The organism is Streptomyces sp. NPDC006339 (genome assembly GCF_040612775.1).
GTDB lineage: Bacteria > Actinomycetota > Actinomycetes > Streptomycetales > Streptomycetaceae > Streptomyces.
In genome coordinates this window covers 64,199-79,675 of record NZ_JBEXQW010000002.1, presented here as the reverse complement: position 1 = coordinate 79,675, position 15,477 = coordinate 64,199, and the positions used below count along the sequence as shown (strand labels likewise).

Annotated in this window: 11 protein-coding genes; 3 read left to right on the top strand and 8 right to left on the bottom strand. The window is 71.7% G+C overall.

The features are described from left to right. Nucleotides 1–92: 92 nt before the first annotated feature. Both ABZ135_RS01830 and ABZ135_RS01825 read right to left on the bottom strand, forming a co-directional pair. Nucleotides 93–1,265 carry a DUF2092 domain-containing protein gene (locus tag ABZ135_RS01830; RefSeq protein WP_356690770.1) on the bottom strand — a complete coding sequence of 391 codons (1,173 nt, stop codon included), beginning with the start codon at nt 1,263–1,265 and terminating at the stop codon, nt 93–95. Between the two features lie 139 nt (nt 1,266–1,404). Then, the gene (locus ABZ135_RS01825; RefSeq protein ID WP_356690768.1) at nt 1,405–2,415 is read right to left on the bottom strand and encodes a polyprenyl synthetase family protein; all 1,011 of its coding nucleotides are present in this window, start codon (nt 2,413–2,415) and stop codon (nt 1,405–1,407) included. A 263-nt stretch (nt 2,416–2,678) separates the two neighbouring features. Here ABZ135_RS01825 and ABZ135_RS01820 point away from each other — a divergent pair, with 263 nt between their 5' ends. Further along, nucleotides 2,679–4,631: a CocE/NonD family hydrolase gene (locus ABZ135_RS01820; RefSeq protein WP_356691082.1), complete on the top strand. Its 1,953-nt coding sequence runs from the start codon at nt 2,679–2,681 to the stop codon at nt 4,629–4,631. A gap of 84 nt (nt 4,632–4,715) precedes the next feature. Here ABZ135_RS01820 and ABZ135_RS01815 read toward each other — a convergent pair whose 3' ends face one another. Continuing rightward, nucleotides 4,716–5,990 (bottom strand): LPXTG cell wall anchor domain-containing protein, encoded by a 1,275-nt coding sequence (locus ABZ135_RS01815; protein WP_356690766.1) that lies wholly within the window; start codon nt 5,988–5,990, stop codon nt 4,716–4,718. Nucleotides 5,991–6,296: 306 nt separating this feature from the next. Between ABZ135_RS01815 and fahA the strand changes: the two genes are divergently transcribed. Continuing rightward, nucleotides 6,297–7,529, top strand: a complete 1,233-nt coding sequence (gene fahA, locus ABZ135_RS01810; protein ID WP_356690764.1) for a fumarylacetoacetase — start codon at nt 6,297–6,299, stop codon at nt 7,527–7,529. A gap of 3 nt (nt 7,530–7,532) precedes the next feature. Here fahA and ABZ135_RS01805 read toward each other — a convergent pair whose 3' ends face one another. Beyond that, a complete protein-coding gene (locus ABZ135_RS01805; protein WP_356690762.1) occupies nt 7,533–8,432 on the bottom strand; it encodes a carbohydrate-binding protein in 900 nt (299 codons plus the stop codon). A 44-nt stretch (nt 8,433–8,476) separates the two neighbouring features. Next, on the bottom strand, nt 8,477–9,460 hold the full coding sequence (locus tag ABZ135_RS01800) for an AraC family transcriptional regulator (RefSeq protein ID WP_356690760.1): 984 nt from the start codon (nt 9,458–9,460) through the stop codon (nt 8,477–8,479). 209 nt (nt 9,461–9,669) lie between these two features. Here ABZ135_RS01800 and ABZ135_RS01795 point away from each other — a divergent pair, with 209 nt between their 5' ends. After that, nucleotides 9,670–10,239 (top strand): hypothetical protein, encoded by a 570-nt coding sequence (locus ABZ135_RS01795; protein WP_356690758.1) that lies wholly within the window; start codon nt 9,670–9,672, stop codon nt 10,237–10,239. Nucleotides 10,240–10,296: 57 nt separating this feature from the next. Here ABZ135_RS01795 and nuoN read toward each other — a convergent pair whose 3' ends face one another. The 3 genes from nuoN to nuoL are packed head-to-tail and all read right to left on the bottom strand — an operon-like array spanning nt 10,297 to nt 15,472. Beyond that, the gene (gene nuoN, locus ABZ135_RS01790; RefSeq protein ID WP_356690756.1) at nt 10,297–11,958 is read right to left on the bottom strand and encodes an NADH-quinone oxidoreductase subunit NuoN; all 1,662 of its coding nucleotides are present in this window, start codon (nt 11,956–11,958) and stop codon (nt 10,297–10,299) included. Beyond that, the gene (locus tag ABZ135_RS01785) at nt 11,955–13,526 is read right to left on the bottom strand and encodes an NADH-quinone oxidoreductase subunit M (RefSeq protein ID WP_356690754.1); all 1,572 of its coding nucleotides are present in this window, start codon (nt 13,524–13,526) and stop codon (nt 11,955–11,957) included. Before ABZ135_RS01785 ends, nuoN begins: the two co-directional genes overlap by 4 nt. Nucleotides 13,527–13,531: 5 nt before the next feature. Next, nucleotides 13,532–15,472, bottom strand: coding sequence for an NADH-quinone oxidoreductase subunit L (gene nuoL / locus ABZ135_RS01780; RefSeq protein WP_356690752.1), 1,941 nt, complete (start codon nt 15,470–15,472; stop codon nt 13,532–13,534). Nucleotides 15,473–15,477: the final 5 nt, after the last annotated feature.

The following is a 15,477-nucleotide window of genomic DNA, read 5'->3' as shown; positions in this document are numbered from 1 at the left end:
TAAGCCCGTCAGCAACTCCCGTAAGAACTCCCGGGCGGGTCGGTGACGATCGCCCCGACCCGCCCGGGGTCCCAACGTGCCTCAGCGGAAGGTCACTTGCCGGAGTCGGCGGCCTTCACGAGCGCGTCCGGCGTCACCGCGCCGACGTAGACCTTGCCGTCGTCCGTCATCAGCGCGTTGACCAGCTTCGTCTTGAAGACGGTGCCGGTGCCGAACTTCCCGCTGACCTTGTCGCCGAAGGAGTCCAGGAAGCCCTGGACCTCCTTCGGCGCCTCGTCCGTCTTCGGGGCCGGGGCGCCGGTGTCCAGCTTGGCGACGGCCGTCCAGCCCTCACCGATGACGTTCAGGCCCTGGCCGCCCTTGCCGCCCTCGGCACCCATGCCGCCGAACAGGCCCTCCAGGCCCTCGGGCAGCTCGTCGTGCTTCCCGGCCTCCGCCTCGCCGGCCGCCTTCTCCGCCGCGCCCTCCGTCACCTTCGCGCCCTTGGGCGCCTTGAAGGCGAAGGTCGAGGCGTCCGGCTTGGCGAAGTCCACCTTGGTGAAGCCCGCGTCGACGACCGGCTTGCCGCCGCTGGTCGAGTCGAGGGTGAACTTCAGCGGGGTGCCGTTCGCCGCGTCCACCGCGATCGTGACCGACTCGACCGTCGAGCCGGACTGCTTCGGCTTGATGACGAGCTGGTACGCGTCCCGGCCGGCCACCTTCGCCGTACTGCCGACGGTGATCGAGGTGGTGTCGCCCGCCGCCTTCAGGACCTCGTCCGCGAGCTCCTTCGGGGTGCCGGGAAGCTCCTTCTCGGGCGTACCGTCCGGGCCGTCCGCCTTCTCGTGGAAGACCTCGTTCGACTTGCTGTCGTACGCCCAGACGTCGGCGCCGTTGTGGATCAGGCTGTACTCGTCCGAGCCGTCGAGCAGCGTCAGCTTCTGCCGGTCCGGTCCGTCGGCCGCCACCCGCAGCGTGTGCGTGCCCGAGGCGAGCTCGGCCAGCTTGGCCGAGGGGTCGGCGGAAGCGGACGGGGAGCCCGACGGGATCAGGCCCGCGAAGGACGGCAGGCCGAGGTCGGTGCTGATCTTGAACGTGCCGGACAGCGTCTGCGTCTCCGAGGCGGCGATCTTCTCGATGAGCTGCTGCGCGGTGATCTCCGGCAGGTCCGGGTCACCGGACGCCGCCAGCGCCGGCACGAGGCCGATGGTGGCCGCGGCGACACCCGCCACCGCGACGGGGACGACGTAACGGCTCGCCTTGCGACGGGTTTCGTTCGTTGCCATGGTCTGCGCTACCTCCGTGGTCGATGTCCCCATCTCACCAAGGCGGCGCCGCGGAATCGTCAGTCCCCGGGATCAACCTGTCGTACGCCTACGGGATGACCCGCCCCTAGGGCGCGTAGCCGCACGGCGAAGCCGGGGATCAGCCCGCGCGGTGGACCACCGCGTCGCACAGCTCCTCCAGGGCCGCCTTCGCGTAGCCCTCGGGCAGGGGGGCCAGCATGGCGCGGGCCTCCTCCGCGTAGCGGAGGGTGTCGCGGCGGGCCTGGTCCAGGGCCGGGTGGGCGCGCAGGCGGCGGAGGGCCTCGGCGTGGCGGTCGTCGTCGGTGAGGTCGCCGTCGATCAGGGCGAGGAGCTCCAGGTCCTCGGGGCGGCCGTGGGCGGCCGCGGCGGCCCGCAGGTAGAGCACGGGCAGGGTGGGGACGCCCTCGCGGAGGTCGGTGCCCGGGGTCTTGCCGGACTCGTGGGAGTCGGAGGCGATGTCGAGGACGTCGTCGGCGAGCTGGAAGGCGACGCCGAGCCGCTCGCCGTACTGCGTGAGGATGTCGACGACGCTCTCGTCGGCGCCGGCCATCATCGCGCCGAAGCGGCAGGAGACGGCGACGAGCGAGCCGGTCTTGCCGGCGAGGACGTCGAGGTAGTGCGCGACCGGGTCGCGGCCCTCCTGCGGGCCGGCGGTCTCCAGGATCTGGCCGGTCACGAGCCGTTCGAACGCCTCCGACTGGATGCGTACGGCCTCCGGTCCGAGGTCCGCGAGCGTGTGCGAGGCGCGGGCGAAGAGGAAGTCACCCGTGAGGACGGCGAGCGAGTTGCCCCAGCGGGTGTTGGCGCTGGGCACCCCGCGCCGTACGGTCGCCTCGTCCATGACGTCGTCGTGGTAGAGCGTGGCCAGGTGGGTGAGCTCGACGACCACGGCCGAGGGCACGACGCCCGGCGCGTAGGGGTCGCCGAACTGGGCGGCGAGCATCACGAGCAGCGGCCGGAACCGCTTGCCGCCGGCGAGCACCAGGTGCTGGGCGGCCTCGGTGATGAACGGCACGTCGCTCTTGGTGGCGTCGAGGAGGCCGGCCTCCACGGCGGCCAAACCGGTCTGGACATCGGCTTCGAGAGCCTGGTCCCGCACGCTAAGACCGAACGGCCCGACGACGGTCACGAGGGGATCTCCTGTCTGCTGACGCCTGCTGACGCTGCCTGTCGCTGTCTGACGCTGCCTGTCGTGATCCGGACCGCACGCCGCCGATCACTCGGATTGTCGATGTGTCGGTCCATTCACTCAAGCCAGCGTATCCGGTCACGTTTCGATCACCGTGGGCGCCTTCCCGTCACCCCCGGTATGTTCGTGATCAGCTCATATGACCGGTTGCGGGCGTTTTTGCCCGAACAGTGATCGACGTGGCGGCCAGCGAGGTGACCCCGATGCCGAGGATCCGTACCGACTTCCCGTACGAGACCCGCCACGAGGACCTCCGTATCCCCATGCCCGACGGAATCCTGCTCTACGCGCGCGCGTGGCGGCCGCTGACCGACGAGCCCGTGCCCGCCCTCCTGGAGTACGACCCCCACCGCCTCACCGACGCGACCGCGGCCCGCGACGCGCAGCGCCACCCCTGGTACGCGGGCCACGGCTACGCCTCCGTACGGGTCGACGTGCGCGGCCACGGCAACAGCGAGGGCCTGCCGGGCGACGCGCACGACGCGACCGAGCTCGCCGACGGTGATGCCGTCGTGCACTGGCTGGCCGAGCAGCCCTGGTGCACGGGCCGGGTCGGCATGGTCGGCATCGGCCGGGGCGGCGCGCACGCGCTCCGGATCGCCGCCCTCGCGCCCGAGCCGCTGAAGGCGGTCGTCACCGTCTGCGCGGCCGCCGACCGGCCGCCCCTCGCCTCCGTGTGCCGGCCGCCGGACCCCCGGTACGCGGGCGAGGCGTGGCGCGAGATGTGGCTGGAGCGCCTGGAGGCCGTGGAGCCGTTCCTCCCCACCTGGCTCACACACCAGGCCGGCGACAGCGCCCACGAACATCCCACCGCCATCGACCCCGCTTCCCTCGACCCCGCCGAGCTCCAGGCCGCCGGACTCCAGGCCGCCGTGCTCGCCGTGGGCGGCTGGCACGACCCGTACCGGGACACCGTGCTCCGGCTCGTCGAGCACCTCCCCCGGGACCGGGTGCGGGGCGTCATCGGCCCCTGGGCGCACCAGTACCCGGACCGCGACCTGCCGCCCGGCCCGGCGATCGGCTTCCTCCAGGAGACCCTGCGCTGGTGGGACCACCACCTGAAGGGCATCGAGAACGACGTCATGGCCGAACCGCTGCTGCGCTCCTGGATCAGCGCGTCGCACCCGCCGGCCACGGTGTACGAGGAGCTGCCGGGCCGCTGGGTGGCCGACCCGTCCTGGCCGTCCCCGCACGTCACCCCCGTCACGTACGGCCTCGGGGGCGGCGCGGTGGTCGTCGCCTCGCCCCAGCGGACCGGCCTGGACGCGGGCGCCCCCGTCCCGCGCGGGAACGACGCCGACCTGCCCCCGGATCAGCGGGCCGAGGACGCCCACGCGGCCTGCTTCGACTTCACCGTCCCGGAGGACGGCCCGGCGATCGAGATCCTGGGCCGCCCCTCCGTCCGCCTCCGCCTGACGCCGCACGCCCCGAGCGGCCAGGTGATCGCCCGCCTCTGCGACATCGCGCCGGACGGCGCCTCCACCCTCGTCACCCGGGGCGTGCTCGACCTCTCCCGGGCCGCCGTCGGGGCGCGGACCGGTCGGACCGAGGCGTACGACGTCGAGCTGAGCGGCATCGGCCACGCCTTCCCGCCCGGCCACCGCGTCCGGCTCGCCGTCTCCTCCGCGTACTGGCCCTGGATCTGGCCCACCCCGGACGGCGCCGGCTTCACCCTCGACCCGGCCGGCTCCTCCCTCACCCTCCCGGTCCGGGCCGCCACCGACGACGCGGCAGCCGTCGCCTTCGAGGAACCCGAGCAGTCCGAGCCGCTCGTCGTCGGCATTCCGCGCACCCTGGAGGAGCCGCGCCCGGAGCGGCTGGTGGTGCGGGACGTGGCGAAGGGCGAGTGGCGCCTGGAGGTGGACCCGTGCCCCGGTGGCACGCGCGTGTTCCCCGACGGCCTGGAGTACACCGAGGACGCCCTGGAGACGTACGTGATCGACGAGTCGGGCCCGCTGTCCGCCCGTACGCGTACGGAATGGGCGATCCGGCTGCACCGGCCGGAATCGGCCTGGGACGTGAAGATCGACACGAGATCGGAGATCTCGTGCGACGCGGAGGCGTTCCACCTGTCGGACGAGGTGATCTGCACGGAGGGTGAGGAGATCGTTTTCCACCGGACCTGGGAGAAACACATCCCGCGCACGGAGGGGTGAATTCCCCCTGGTCGGGCGGGTGGACGCAAAGCGAACGGGCCCGCATTCCGTGACGGAATGCGGGCCCTTTAGTGCGCTGCGTTATCAGGCGTCCGCGCCGGCCTTACGGCGACGCACGACGACCATCGCACCGGCGCCCAGGACCACGGCCGCGCCGGCCGCGAGGGCGATCGACGTCGTGGCGGAGCCCGCACCGGTGTTGGCCAGGTTGCCGCCGGTGGTCGAGCCGGTGGTGCCACCGTTCACCGGGGTGGTGGACTGGCCGCCCTGCTGGGAGGTGTTGCCGTTGCCACCGGTGGAGCCGGTGCCGGGCTTGCCGGGCTTGGCGGCCTTGACGATGCCGAACTCCGCGTCGGAGCCGTTCGGCTCGCTGCAGGAGCCGTCCTTGTTGACGTAGGCGGCGCCGCCGAACACGAAGCCGTCACCCGCGGGGGTCTTGGCGTCGACGGTGACCTTCAGCTTGAAGTCGAAGGACTTGCCCGGCTTGACGGCGGAGAGGCTGGAGAAGTAGTCGTCCTCGCCGAGCGCCTGCCACTTCGGGCTGGTCACGGAGGACCAGGACAGCTTGATGTGCTTGCCGGAGTCCTCGCTGAGGTCGAACGCGTCGGCCCAGCCGACGACGTTGCCGAACTCCTTCGTGCCCTTGTTGGTCACCTTGAAGGTGAAGACACCGCTGGTACCGGCGGTGATCTTCTTCGGGCCGGTGACGGAGGTGACGAGGCTCTCGTCGACCTTGCACTCGTCCTCGCCCGGCTGCTCCTCCAGGGCCTCGTCGAGGGCCTTCTTCGCGGCGTCGACGGCCGCGGCGGCTTCCTTCTTGGTCTTCTGGGCGGTGGCGAGCGCGGTGAAGGCGGCGACGGAGGCGTCGTCGTACGCCTTCTGCGCCGTCTGCGCCTCGGTGGCCTTCGTCTCGGCGGTGGCCTTCGCGGTGTCGGCGGCGGTCTGGGCGTCGGCGACGGCCTTCTCGGCCTCGGCCTTCTTCTCCGGCGCGGCGTCGGCGGGCAGCTCCGCCAGGGCCTTCTGCGCGTCGGCCAGCTTCGTGTCGGCGGCGACCTTCGCCGCGGCGGCGTCCTCGGACGCCTTCTTGGCGTCGGCGGCGGCCTTCTTCAGCGGGTGGTCGGCCTTGTCGAGCGCCTCGACGGCCTCCACGGCCTTCGCCTCGGCGACGACGGCCGCGTCGTACGCCGCCTGCGCCTTGGTGAGCGCGCGGCGCAGGTCCTCGATGGACTGGTTCTGGTCCTGCGTCTGCGCGGGCGCGGCCGGCTTCGTGTCGGCGAACGCCGGCGCGGCGGAAAGGAGGACGACCGGCGTGGTCACGGCGGCGGCCACGGCGGTCGCGAGAATACGACGGATCTTCAAGGTGGACCTTTTCTGGTCGGAACGAAGATGAAAACGGAAAGACAGTTGTGGGGGCCACGCCTGCGGATACCTCACGCGGCGCGGCGTCCACGCGATCGTATGACCGGAATAAGGGCCCGGAATAGCGGCTTTGACGAGTCCACCGCCCGTATCCGTCCCCACAACGCCTTCACAGCCGTCGCAAAACCCGTGAACCCGGACAGTTGCCCACGGAGGCCGCACTTTCTGTGTGACACATGTCATCCGCGCCTCGGCGGGCGCCCCGTAACGTGTCCCCCACACACCTGGAAAGCGAGGCAAGCACCGATGCCCGAGCAGAGCAGCCCGCTCGACCTGCCCGAGGGCGACCCCTTCGGCCCGCACAACCTTCCGTACGGCGTCTTCTCCACCGCCGACGAGCCCGGCCGGCGCCGGCTCGGCGTCCGGATCGGCGGGCACGTGCTCGACGCGGGGGCCGCGGCGCACGCGCTCGGATCGCCGTACGCGGCGCTGCTCGCGCAGCCCAGCCTCAACCCGCTGCTCGCGGCCGGCCGCACCGCCTGGCGCGACGTCCGGCGGGCGCTGACGGCCTGGGTCACGGTCCCCGCGCACCGGCCGGTCGTGGAGCCGCTGCTGCACCCGCTGGACGCGGTCACCCTGCACCTGCCGTACGAGGTCGCGGACTACGTCGACTTCTACGCGAGCGAGCACCACGCCACCAACGTGGGCCGCATGTTCCGTCCGGACGGGGAGCCGCTCACCCCGAACTGGAAGCACCTGCCGATCGGCTACCACGGCCGCTCCGGCACCGTCGTGGTCTCCGGCACCGACGTCGTCCGCCCGGCCGGTCAGCGCAAGGCGCCCACCGACCCGGCGCCGGTCTTCGGGCCCTCGGTCAAGCTGGACATCGAGGCCGAGGTCGGCTTCCTGGTCGGCACCCCGTCCGAGCTCGGCCGGCCGGTCCCGCTCGCCGACTTCCGCGAGCACGTCTTCGGACTGACCCTGCTCAACGACTGGTCGGCGCGGGACATCCAGGCATGGGAGTACGTGCCGCTCGGCCCGTTCCTCGGCAAGTCCTTCCAGACCTCGGTGTCGGCCTGGGTGACCCCGCTGGAGGCCCTGGACGCGGCCCGGGTCGCGCCGCCCGCCCGTGACTTCCCACTGCTGCCGTACCTGGACGACTCCGGCGAGGAGGAGCCCGGCGGCTTCGACCTGCGGATCACCGTCACCCTCAACGGCGAGGTGGTGGCCGAGCCGCCGTTCTCCACCATGTACTGGACGGCCGCCCAGCAGCTCGCCCACATGACCGTCAACGGCGCCTCCCTGCGCACCGGCGACCTGTACGGCTCCGGCACGGTCTCCGGGCCCGAGGTCGGCCAGCGCGGCTCGCTGCTCGAGCTCACCTGGAACGGCCGTGACGCGCTGGAGCTGGCCGACGGCAAGCGGACGTTCCTGGAGGACGGCGACGAGGTCACCCTGACCGCCTGGGCCCCGGGCCCGGACGGCACCCGGGTCGCCCTCGGCGAGGTCACCGGCCGGATCGCGCCCAACGAGGGCTGAGGGTCAGACCGCCCGCCACAGCGCGGGCACCGACGGCGGCGTCCAACCGGGCTGGGCCGTGTGCGCCTGGAGGCACACATAGCCCCGCCCGGCGTAGGTGACCGCGTCCCCCGCCCGGTACGCGGTACCGGCGGCCCACGTGCCGCCGGGCGCCGTCGAGGTCGGGGTCGAGGTCGGGGTAGGGGTAGGGGTCGGAGTCGGTCCCGGGTCCTGGGGCACGTCGAGGACGAAGTCGAAGGCCGCCTCCTTCGCCCCGCCCGCGTCCCGCACGCTCATCAGCAGCCGCGCGTCGAAGATCGGGTCGGTGTTGTTCCGGGGCTCGCCCGGGAAGTAGAGCTGGGTGGTGAGGACCGGCCGGCCCGGTGCCTGCACCTTGACGTGGAGGTGCCGGGTACGCCCCGGATAGAGGCCCGGCACGATCGTGTCCAGGCGGAAGGCGCCGTCCGCGCCGGTGAACTGGTGGCCCCGGAAGCGGAAGCCGGTGTTGTCGTACGCGCCGTTCACGTCGGCCTGCCAGAAGTCGAGCAGCACCCCGGCGATCGGCCGGCAGGCCCGGCCGAAGACCCAGCCGCTGACCGAGAGCCGCGTCCCGGGCGTGCCCGGCTCCACCAGGCTGGTCCGGCGCGGCGAGTGGGGCTTGAAGTACGGGCCCTCCATCTGCGGCGGCGTCGGGTCGTCGCCGTCGTCGCACGCGGGGGTGAGCGCGGGCGCGCCGGTGCCGTCGGTGAGGGTACGGGCGAGCGCGGGGACGCCCATGAGTACGGCCGGTGCGGCCATGCCGGCCGCGAGCGCGGCGCGCAGGACCGCCTTGCGGGTCACGTGCCCGGTGCCGGTGCTTGCGCCTGCGCCGCTGCCGGTGCCGGTGCCGCCGCTGCTCGTGCTCGTGCCGGTCTCGCTGTCCATGCCTGCTCCTCGTGTGGGGGGGGGGGACGGGTGCGAGCAGCAACCTAGGCCGGTCCGGCGTCCCCTTCGATGGACGCGACACGGCGGTCGTGGTGCTTCCCGTGGTGTTTCCCGTGGTGTTCTCGGAAGTGCCCGGGGCTCATCCCGGTCTCGCGGCGGAAGAACCGGCAGAAGTACGCGGGGTCGTCGAAGCCGGTCCGCACCGCCACCTGCCGGACGGACAAGTACGTTGCGGCGAGGAGTCGTTGGGCCTCCCGTGTGCGGGCCTCGCGGAGCAGGCTGCCGGGGGTGCGGCCGAGGGCGGCCCGTACCGCCTCGGTGAGATAGCCGGGGGTGACCCCGATCCGCTCGGCGCACTCCCGTACGGACCGGGGCCCCGTGGCCTCGCCGTCCGCCGCCGTACGGGCGAGCAGCCGGGCGAAGGCGTCCGCGACGGCCGCGTACCGCCCGGGCTTGGCCCCCTGCCCCGCTGCCGGGACCTCCGGCGCGTCGCCGAGCCGTGCCGTACGGACGAGGAGGACGTGCAGCAGCGAGCGGAGCACCGTGGCGAACCCGGGGTCCCCGTGGCCGTACTCCTCGGAGAGCTCGGCGATCAGCCGTGCGGTGCGGGCGTGCGCGGCCGCGTCGAGCCGGAGCCAGGGCTGTCCGGCGATACGGCGCAGCAACTCCTGGTCGCCGGGGTGGTCGACGAGGAACTCGGGGGTGAACAGCACCACGGAGCCGTCGAGTTCCCGGACGTCCTCCCAGTGGTGGAGCTGACCGGGCAGGATCAGACCGAGGTGCGGCGGGCGGAGTTCCCAGCGGGACAGGTCGACGACATGGGTGCCGCTGCCCCGGGTGACGTGGACGATCTCGTAGAAGGTGTGCCGGTGCGGGAAGTCGGCCCGGGACAAAGGGCCGATGGTGTCGAAGGTCCCGACGGCGAACGGCACGTCGTCCGGCAGCCGGACCTCCAGGCGGTGCAGGGGTGGTTGGCCCTTCCTGGGGGTGACGCACGGGGTCCCCGGTAAGACGGTGGTGCCGCGCATCGCGCCGCTCCCTTCTCCTCTACTGGTACAGACCATTGCCCTTCACCATGGCATGGGCCGGGCCGCCGGGACACCCCCCCAATGGGTCACTCGGCGTGCGCGGGATCGCACGCAGGGTGACGCTGCTGGAGGTGGCGGGCACGGGGAGAGCCCGCCGACGACAGGCGCCCCGCACCGAGGGCGCGCACCCTCCCAAGGAGCAGACACACATGTCCGCACGACCCCGCCCGTTCATAGCCGCCCTGGCGCTGGCCGCCGCCACCTCGCTGGCCCTGGGGGCCGCGCCGGCCGCCACGGCCGTGCCCGCCGCCCCGGCCACCACGGCCGAGAAGGGCGACGGCTTCCCGCATCCGGACCTGAAGAGGACCTACGACGCCACGGTGAAGTACCGGTCCGAGCAGGCGGCCATCGCCGACGGCTACCTGCGCACCGACGAGTGCGTGGAGGACCCGGAGCTCGGTGGCATGGGCTACCACTACGTGAAGCCCGCGCACGTCGGCTCGACGGACCCGACGAAGCCCGCCGCGATCCTGTACGAGGAGGACCACAAGACCGGCAAGCGCGAGCTCGTCGCGGTCGAGTGGGTCGTCCCCAACACGGGCCAGCCCCGCCCGTATCTCTTCGACCGGCCCTTCGACGGCCCGTTCGACTTCGAGCCCGTGGGGCCGCACTACTCGCTGCACGCCTGGATCTTCAAGAAGAACCCGAGGGGCGTCTTCGCGCCCTTCAACCCGCGCGTGCACTGCACCCCGTGCCCTGAGGACCACCCGCACCCGTAGGCGTACGACGAAGGGCCCGGCCCCCGCACGCGGAGACCGGGCCCTCACTCGTGCCGGCTAGCGCACGAACACGCTCGCGTGGTTCGCCAGGTCCAGGAAGTACTGCGGCGCGAAGCCGAGCACCAAGGTGACCACCACACCGGCGGTGATGGCGACCGAGGTGAGGCCCGAGGGCACGGCGACCGTGGGGCCGTCCGCCTTCGGCTCGCTGAAGAACATGAGCACGATCACCCGGATGTAGAAGAACGCGGCGATCGCCGAGGAGATGACACCGACGACGACGAGCGCGCCCGCGCCGCCGTCCGCGGCCGCCTTGAAGACCGCGAACTTCCCGGAGAAGCCGGAGGTCAGCGGAATGCCGGCGAAGGCGAGCAGGAACACCGCGAAGACCGCCGCGACGAGCGGCGAACGGCGCCCGAGACCGGCCCACTTGGACAGGTGGGTGGCCTCGCCGCCCGCGTCCCGCACCAGCGTGACCACGGCGAAGGCGCCGATCGTCACGAAGGAGTAGGCGCCCAGGTAGAACAGCACCGACGAGACGCCGCTCGGTGTGGCCGCGATGACACCGGCCAGGATGAACCCGGCGTGCGCGATCGACGAGTAGGCGAGCAGCCGCTTGATGTCGGTCTGGGTGATCGCGACGATCGCGCCGCCCAGCATGGTGACGATGGCGACGGCCCACATGACGGGCCGCCAGTCCCAGGTGAGGCCCGGCAGCACCACGTACAGCAGACGCAGCATCGCGCCGAAGGCGGCGACCTTCGTCGCGGCGGCCATGAAGCCGGTGACGGGGGTCGGGGCGCCCTGGTAGACGTCCGGGGTCCACATGTGGAACGGGACGGCGCCGACCTTGAACAGCAGGCCCATCAGCACCATGGCGAAGCCGATGAGCAGCAGCACGTCGTTGCCCATGGTGTCGGCGAGCGCCGGGTCGGTCGCGGTGACGTCGCCGCTGACGACGTCGGCGATGGCGGCGTACGAGACGGAGCCCGCGTAGCCGTAGAGCAGGGCGATGCCGAAGAGCAGGAACGCCGAGGAGAAGGCGCCGAGCAGGAAGTACTTGACCGCGGCCTCCTGCGACATGAGCCGCTTGCGGCGGGCGACGGCGCACAGCAGGTAGAGCGGGAGCGAGAAGACTTCCAGGGCGATGAAGAGGGTCAGCAGGTCGTTGGCGGCCGGAAAGACCAGCATGCCGGCGACCGCGAACAGGGCCAGCGGGAAGACCTCGGTGGTGGTGAAGCCCGCCTTGACGGCCGCCTTCTCGTGGTCGCTGCCGGGGACGGCGGCGGCCTCGGCGGCGAAGGAGTCGACCTTGTGGCCGTGGTGGGCCGGGTCGAGCCTGCGCTCGGCGAAGGTGAGGATCGCGACGATCGAGGCGAGCAGGATGGTGCCCTGGAGGAACAGCGCGGGCCCGTCGACGGCGATGGCGCCCATGGCCGCGATGTGGGCCTTGGTGGAGCCGTAGCCGCCGGCGGCGAGGCCGACGACCGCCGCGAAGGCGGCGGCGAGGGCCAGGACGCTGAGGAACACCTGGGTGTAGTGGCGTCCCTTGCGCGGCACGAACGCCTCGGCGAGGACGCTGAGGACGGCCGCGCCGACCACGATGAGCACGGGCGAGAGCTGGACGTACTCGATGTGGGGCGCCGGGATCTTCTGGATCGGCTCGGCGGCCGTCGTCCACAGGGTGTGGACAGCGGGCGCGACGGCGGATGCGCTCACTTGGCCGCCTCCACTTCGGGGGTCGGGTCCTTCTGCTGGACATCGGACATGGTGTGCCGCACCGCCGGGTTGACGACGTCCGTCAGCGGCTTCGGGAAGACCCCGAGGAAGATCAGCACCGCGATCAGCGGGGCGACCACCGCGAGCTCCCGGGCCCGCAGGTCCGGCATGGACCGGTTCTCCTCCTTCACCGGGCCGGTCATCGTCCGCTGGTAGAGGACGAGGACGTAGAGCGCGGCGAGGACGATGCCAGTGGTGGCGATGATCCCGGCCACCGGGTAGCGGGCGAAGGTGCCGACGAGGACCAGGAACTCGCTGACGAACGGGGCGAGTCCGGGCAGCGACAGGGTGGCCAGGCCGCCGATCAGGAAGGTGCCGGCGAGCACCGGGGCGACCTTCTGCACACCGCCGTAGTCGGCGATGAGCCGCGAGCCGCGCCGGGAGATCAGGAAGCCGGCGACCAGCATCAGCGCGGCCGTCGAGATGCCGTGGTTGACCATGTAGAGCGTGGCGCCGGACTGGCCCTGGCTGGTCATCGCGAAGATGCCCATGATGATGAAGCCGAAGTGGGAGATCGACGCGTAGGCCACCAGGCGCTTGATGTCGCGCTGGCCGACGGCCAGCAGCGCCCCGTAGACGATGCTGATCAGCGCGAGGGCGATGACGACCGGGGTGGCCCACTGCGACGCCTCGGGGAAGAGCCCGAGGCAGAAGCGGAGCATCGCGAAGGTGCCGACCTTGTCGACGACGGCGGTGATGAGGACGGCGACCGGGGCGGTGGCCTCCCCCATCGCGTTGGGCAGCCAGGTGTGCAGCGGCCACAGCGGCGCCTTCACCGCGAAGGCGAAGAAGAAGCCGAGGAACAGCCACCGCTCGGTGCTGGTCGCCATCTCCAGCGAGCCGTTGGCCCGTGCCTCGGCGATCTCGGTGAGCGAGAAGTTGCCGGCGACGACGTAGAGACCGATGACCGCGGCCAGCATGATCAGGCCGCCGACCAGGTTGTACAGCAGGAACTTGACCGCCGCGTACGAGCGCTGGGCCGCCGCGTTCTCGTCGGAGCCCGCGTGCGCGCGGTCGCCGAAGCCGCCGATGAGGAAGTACATCGGGATGAGCATGGCTTCGAACAGGATGTAGAAGAGGAAGACGTCGGTGGCCTCGAAGGAGAGGATCACCATCGCCTCGACCATCAGGATCAGGGCGAAGAAGCCCTGGGTCGGCCGCCACCGCTTGGAGGAGGTCTCCAGGGGGTCGGCGTCGTGCCAGCCGGCCAGGATGATGAACGGGATGAGCAGCGCCGTGAGCGCGATCAGCGCCACGCCGATGCCGTCCACGCCCAGCTCGTAGCGGACCCCGAAGTCCTTGATCCAGGCGTGCGATTCGGTGAGCTGGTAGCGCTCGCCGCCGGGCTCGAACCGGACGAAGACGACGGCGGCGAGCGCGAGGGTGGCGAGCGAGACGAGCAGCGCGAGCCACTTGGCGGCGGTGCGGCGGGCGGCGGGCACGGCGGCGGTCAGGATCGCACCGACCGCCGGCACCGCTGCCGTCACCGTAAGGAGCGGGAAGGACATGAGCGTTACACCGCCCTCATCAGCAGGGTCGCGGCGATGAGCACCGCCGTACCTCCGAACATGGAGACCGCGTACGACCGGGCGTAGCCGTTCTGGAACAGGCGCAGCCGGCCGGAGAGTCCGCCGACCGAGGCCGCGGTTCCGTTGACCACCCCGTCGACGAGGCTGTGGTCGACGTAGACGAGGGAGCGGGTCAGGTGGGTGCCGCCGCGGACGAAGACGACGTGGTTGAAGTCGTCCTGGAGCAGGTCGCGGCGGGCGGCCCGGGTGAGCAGCGAGCCGCGCGGGGCGACCACCGGCACCGGGCGGCGCCCGTACTGGAGGTACGCGATGCCGACGCCGAGGAGCATGACGGCGACGGTGGAGGCGGTGATCGCCCCGGCGCCGATCGGCGGGTGGCCGTGCTCGAAGCCGGTGACCGGCTCCAGCCAGGTCACGAAGCGGTCGCCGATGCCGAAGAATCCGCCGGCGAAGACGGAGCCGAAGGCCAGCAGGATCATCGGGATCGTCATGGACTTCGGGGACTCGTGCGGGTGGGGCATCGCCCCGGCCGCGTGCTCGGCGGCCGGTTCGGCGCCGGGCACCTTGTCGGCGTCCGGGGCGGGCTGCCAGCGCTTCTCGCCGAAGAAGGTCAGGATCATCACGCGGGTCATGTAGTACGCGGTGATGGCGGCGCCGAGGAGGGCGCAGCCGCCGAGGATCCAGCCCTCGGTGCCGCCCTTGGCGAAGGCCGCCTCGATGATCTTGTCCTTGGAGAAGAAGCCGGACAGGCCGGGGAAGCCGATGATCGCGAGGTAGCCGAGGCCGAAGGTCGCGAAGGTGACCGGCATGTACTTCCGCAGGCCGCCGTACTTGCGCATGTCGACCTCGTCGTTCATGCCGTGCATGACGGAGCCGGCACCGAGGAAGAGCCCGGCCTTGAAGAAGCCGTGGGTCACCAGGTGCATGATCGCGAAGGCGTAGCCGATGGGGCCGAGGCCGGCCGCGAGGACCATGTAGCCGATCTGCGACATCGTCGAGCCGGCCAGCGCCTTCTTGATGTCGTCCTTGGCGCAACCGACGATCGCACCGAAGAGGAGCGTGACGGCGCCGACGACGGTGACGACGAGCTGGGCGTTCGGCGCCGCGTTGAAGATGTCGGCGGAGCGGACGATCAGATAGACACCGGCGGTCACCATCGTGGCGGCGTGGATGAGGGCGGAGACCGGGGTCGGGCCCTCCATCGCGTCGCCGAGCCAGGACTGCAGCGGGACCTGCGCGGACTTGCCGCAGGCCGCGAGGAGCAGCATCAGTCCGATCGCGGTCAGCATGCCCTCGGAGGTCTCCCCCGCCGACTCCAGGACCGGCCCGAAGGCGAAGGTCCCGAAGGTGGTGAACATCAGCATGATCGCGATGGACAGGCCCATGTCGCCGACCCGGTTGACCAGGAACGCCTTCTTGGCGGCGGTGGCGGCGGTGGGCTTGTGCTGCCAGAAGCCGATCAGGAGGTAGGAGGCGAGGCCGACGCCCTCCCAGCCGAAGTACAGCAGCAGGTAGTTGTCGGCGAGGACGAGCAGCAGCATCGCCGCGACGAACAGGTTGAGATAGCCGAAGAAGCGGCGGCGGCGCTCGTCGTGCGCCATGTACCCGATCGAGTACACGTGGATGAGCGTGCCGACACCGGTGATCAGCAGCACGAAGGTCATCGAGAGCTGGTCGAGCTGGAAGGCGATGTCGGCCTGGAAGCCCTCGACGGGGATCCAACTGAACAGCCGCTGGTGCAGGGCCCGCTCGTCGGCGCTCCTGGAGAGCATGTCGGCGAACAGGACCAGGCCGATGCCGAAGGAGACGGCGGCGAGCAGGGTGCCGAGCCAGTGCCCGGCCTTGTCGAGCCGCCGCCCGCCGCACAGCAGGACGGCGGCTCCGAGCAGGGGCGCCGCGACGAGCAGCGCAATGAGGTTGTCCACGGTCA

Coding starts and splice junctions, on each gene's coding strand:
- ABZ135_RS01795 (WP_356690758.1), top strand. CDS start 9,670: ATGTCCGCACGACCCCGCCCGTTCATAGCCGCCCTGGCGCTGGCCGCC.
- ABZ135_RS01820 (WP_356691082.1), top strand. CDS start 2,679: ATGCCGAGGATCCGTACCGACTTCCCGTACGAGACCCGCCACGAGGAC.
- ABZ135_RS01830 (WP_356690770.1), bottom strand. CDS start 1,265: ATGGCAACGAACGAAACCCGTCGCAAGGCGAGCCGTTACGTCGTCCCC.
- ABZ135_RS01805 (WP_356690762.1), bottom strand. CDS start 8,432: ATGGACAGCGAGACCGGCACGAGCACGAGCAGCGGCGGCACCGGCACC.
- ABZ135_RS01785 (WP_356690754.1), bottom strand. CDS start 13,526: ATGTCCTTCCCGCTCCTTACGGTGACGGCAGCGGTGCCGGCGGTCGGT.
- ABZ135_RS01800 (WP_356690760.1), bottom strand. CDS start 9,460: ATGCGCGGCACCACCGTCTTACCGGGGACCCCGTGCGTCACCCCCAGG.
- fahA (WP_356690764.1), top strand. CDS start 6,297: ATGCCCGAGCAGAGCAGCCCGCTCGACCTGCCCGAGGGCGACCCCTTC.